Annotated in this window: 1 protein-coding gene; it reads left to right on the top strand. The window is 46.2% G+C overall.

The genetic code is table 11. The features are described 5' to 3' along the window. On the top strand, positions 1-4,275 hold a 4,275-nt coding region (locus RMO27_RS08145; protein ID WP_309731161.1), incomplete at both ends, for an amino acid adenylation domain-containing protein.

Below are 4,275 nucleotides of genomic sequence, written 5' to 3'. Positions count from 1 at the left end.
GGCGAACTCGAACAACTGCAACTTTGGAATCAAACAGCAACTGACTATCCTCACGATCGCACTCTAGTCGATCTATTTGAACAACAAGTTGCCCAAAATCCCGATCGTTTGGCTGTGGTATTTGAGTCTCAAAGCCTAACTTATCAACAACTAAATCAGAAAGCCAATCAACTTGCTCATTACCTGATTCAAAATCACCAAATTCAGCCAGATACTTTAATTAGTATCTGTATTGAACGCTCTGTGGAAATGATGATTGGTATCCTCGGTATCCTCAAAGCAGGTGCTGCTTATGTACCGATCGATCCCAATTATCCTCAAGAACGGATGCAATGGATCTTACAAGATAGTGGCACTTCGGTGTTGTTAACCCAAAGTTATTTGACCGATAAATTGCCGCTAAATCAACTAGAAAATCACTGTCAGGCAATTTGTTTCGATCGCACAGATTTTACTGAATCATTAATAACTAATCCCAGTTCTCAAAGCAAGCCCGATCGTTTAGCTTATGTGATTTATACCTCTGGTTCGACCGGAAAACCCAAAGGTGTAACGATCGAACATCGTGGATTGACAAATCTAGCTTTAGCATCAGCGGACACTTTTCAAGTTCAACCCCATAGCCGTTTTCTACAATTAGCTTCTTTTAGTTTTGATATCTCTATTGGTGAAATTGCCCAGACGCTAGCGGCGGGAGCTTGTTTATATCTTGCCAAATCAGAAACTTTGTTACCGAGTCAAGTGTTAGTTGATTTCTTAACTGAACACCAGATTTCACACATTATTATCCCCCCTTCAGTTTTGTCTGTATTGCCGCCAGCAACCCTACCCAATCTGCAAACCATCATCGTCGGTGGTGAAGCTTGTCCCGCAGAATTAGTGGCACAATGGGCACAAAGGCGACGGTTCTTTAATGGTTATGGGCCAACAGAATCTACAATTGGTGCGACGATCGCTCTTTGTGAACCTGATGGCAAAAAACCCTTAATTGGTCAACCATTACCAAATATCCGCATCTATATTTTAGATACTCACAACCAAATATTACCGCCAGGAATCCCAGGGGAATTGTGCATCGCTGGGGTGGGTTTAGCTAGAGGTTATCTCCATCGTCCCGATTTAACCGCCGCAAAATTTATGAAAGTCGAATTATTTGGTAAAACTGAGCGAATTTACCGAACTGGCGACCTAGCAAAATGGAACTATGATGGCAATCTTGAGTATTTGGGTCGGATTGACGATCAAGTTAAATTACGGGGCTTTCGGATTGAGCTGGGTGAGATTGAATCGTTATTATTGCAACACCAATTAGTTAGAGAAGCCGTTGTCATTTTAGCCGAATCTGATAATAATCCCAGGCTGATAGCCTACATTACGGCAGTAGAAAACTCTGCTAATTTAGCCGATCGACTCCAGGAATACCTGAAAACTCGGCTACCGAATTATATGGTGCCTAGTCAGATGATGGTGTTGGCGCAGTTGCCTCTGACCCCCAATGGTAAGCTCGATCGCCAAGCTCTACCAGTACCAAATCTAGCTAGTTCGAGTGACTTTGAACTGCCAGTCACTCCCACCGAATCACTGCTAGCTACTTTATGGCAGGCTCTGTTAAAAGTTAAGTCCGTTGGTCGTCGAGACAACTTCTTTGAACTGGGTGGACATTCCCTATTAGCGACCCAATTAATTACTCGCATTCGCGATAGTTTCGGGGTGGAATTAGCTGTTCGCAAGGTATTTGAACAGAGCAGTTTGGCGGAGTTGGCAACAGCAATCGATCGAGCTACGACAAATGTTATTTTACCGCCGATCGCTCCTCAACCAGAACATGAACCCAAAACTCTGTCCTTTGCTCAATCAAGACTGTGGTTTTTAGCCCAACTTGAAGATGCCGGGACATCGGCTACTTACAATATGCCGATCGCTTTTGAACTGAACGGTAATTTGAATATAGCGGCTTTGCGATCGAGTTTTGATTATCTAATCGATCGTCATGCCATTCTCCGCACTTATTTTCCCGCCGTAGACGGAGCGGTGCAAGTAGTTGTCCAAAATCCCGCCGAGATCGAAGTACTCGAACTCGCCGACATACGATCGATCGATCCCCAAACTCAAGCAGAAACCGTCCAAAAGTTAGCCGACGACCACGCGCAAGCACCGTTTGACTTAAATACTGGCCCCTTGTTTAAAACCAAATTACTGCAACTGGGCACAACTAAACATGTGCTGCTGATGAATATGCACCACATTATCAGTGATGGCTGGTCAATGGGCGTGTTTAAGCGCGAATGGCAGCAAGCTTACGCTGCTTTAGCTGTGGGCAATCCGCCGAATTTATCACCGTTGCCGATTCAGTATAGCGATTATGCCGCTTGGCAGCGCAGTTGGTTACAAGGGGAGATTTTAGCAAGTCAGGAAAATTACTGGCAACAACAATTAGGTGATGCTCCTCGATTGCTAGATTTGCCGACTGACTATCCCCGCCCCGCGCAACAAAGTTACCAAGGTGGGCGTGAGGAATATTGTTTAAGCAGCGAGCTGACTCAGAGCCTCAAAGTTGTGAGTCAAAAAAACGGGGTGAGTTTGTTTATGACCTTGGTGACGGCTTTTAGTATTTTACTATCGCGTTATAGCCGTCAACAGGATATATGTATCGGTACGGCGATCGCTAACCGTACTTATCGCGATACAGAAGGATTGATCGGCTTTTTTGTCAATACTTTGGTACTGCGAAGCAAGATCGATCCAGCGCAAGCGTTTACGGAGTTACTCCACCAAACTCGCCAAACTTGCTTAGATGCTTATGCTCATCAAGATATTCCCTTTGAGCATTTGGTGGAGAAATTGCAACCAGAGCGCAGCCTGAGCTATAACCCTTTATTCCAAGTGATGATGGTGTTGCAAAACACCGAAGGGGCGGGGACAAACGTTCGTTTACCAGGGCTGGATATTCAAGACTGGGAGCAAAGTTATCCATTTGCCAAGTTTGATTTGACACTGGATCTGTGCGAAAAGGATGGCCAGCTCCGCTGTATGTGGGAATATGCTACCGATTTGTTTGCAGCAGCAACGATTGGGCGGATGGCGAGACATTTTGAAGTCTTACTCACAGCGATCGGCCAAAATCCCCAACAGCCGCCCCTCCAGAGCATCGGTCAACTACCCTTAATGACCAATGCCGAAATTCAACAACTGCAAGTTTGGAATCAAACTGATACCGATTATCCTCAAGACCAAACCTTGGTGACTCTGTTTGAACAACAGGTAGCCACAACGCCAGATAACATCGCCGTAGTGTTTGAAGATCGCAGCCTGAGTTATCAAGAACTGAACCAGCAAGCTAATCAGTTGGCGGAGTATCTATTAGAACTCAAACGGGAGCAACAATTGCCTGACAACCCAACGATCGCGATTTGCATCGAGCGATCGCTCGATCTGGCAATTGGCTTGTTTGGCATCCTCAAAGCCGGTGGGGCTTATGTGCCGATCGATCCCAACTACCCACAAGAACGGATTCGGTTGATGCTCGAAGACTGTGGGGCAAAGGTGTTGCTGACTCATACTCAACTCCAAGACCAATTAGCGATCGCACAAGACGGACAATACCAGGTCATCTGTGTGGATGCGGATAACTTCGCCACACAATCTCCCAATAACCCCAGTTGTCAAAGTCATGCCGATGATTTGGCTTATATCATTTACACATCAGGATCGACAGGACGACCGAAAGGCGTACAAATACTGCACCGTGGTTTAACTAATTATTTGCACTGGGCACAAGACTTCTATCGAGTCGCCCAAGGGCAAGGATCGCCTGTACAGTCGTCTCTGAGCTTTGATGCCACGATTACCTCGCTCTACCTACCTTTAATCTGTGGTCGGACGACAATCCTCATCAGAGAAAAACAAGAGATTGAAGCATTAGCCACGATCGTCAAGAATTCTCAACATCTCTCCCTGGTCAAAATCACCCCTGCGCATCTGGAGATCCTCAATCAGCAACTCGCTCCTGATGCAATGCCACATCGAGTTAATGCCTTTGTTTTAGGTGGTGAGACCCTACATGCCAACCAGATCGAGCCGTGGCTGACTCATGCGCCGGATACCCGCCTCGTCAACGAATATGGGCCGACAGAAGCTGTTGTGGGGTGTTGTGTCTATGAAGCGACGGGAAAAATCGATCTAGTGGGCGATCTATTAATCGGACAGCCGATCGCCAATACCCGGATCTACATCTTAGACGATCGAAACCAACCCCGACCGATTGGCATTCCTGGC

Source organism: Chamaesiphon sp. OTE_75_metabat_556, assembly GCF_031378165.1.
Classification (GTDB): domain Bacteria; phylum Cyanobacteriota; class Cyanobacteriia; order Cyanobacteriales; family Chamaesiphonaceae; genus Chamaesiphon.
This window is presented reverse-complemented; position numbering and strand designations above follow the sequence as displayed.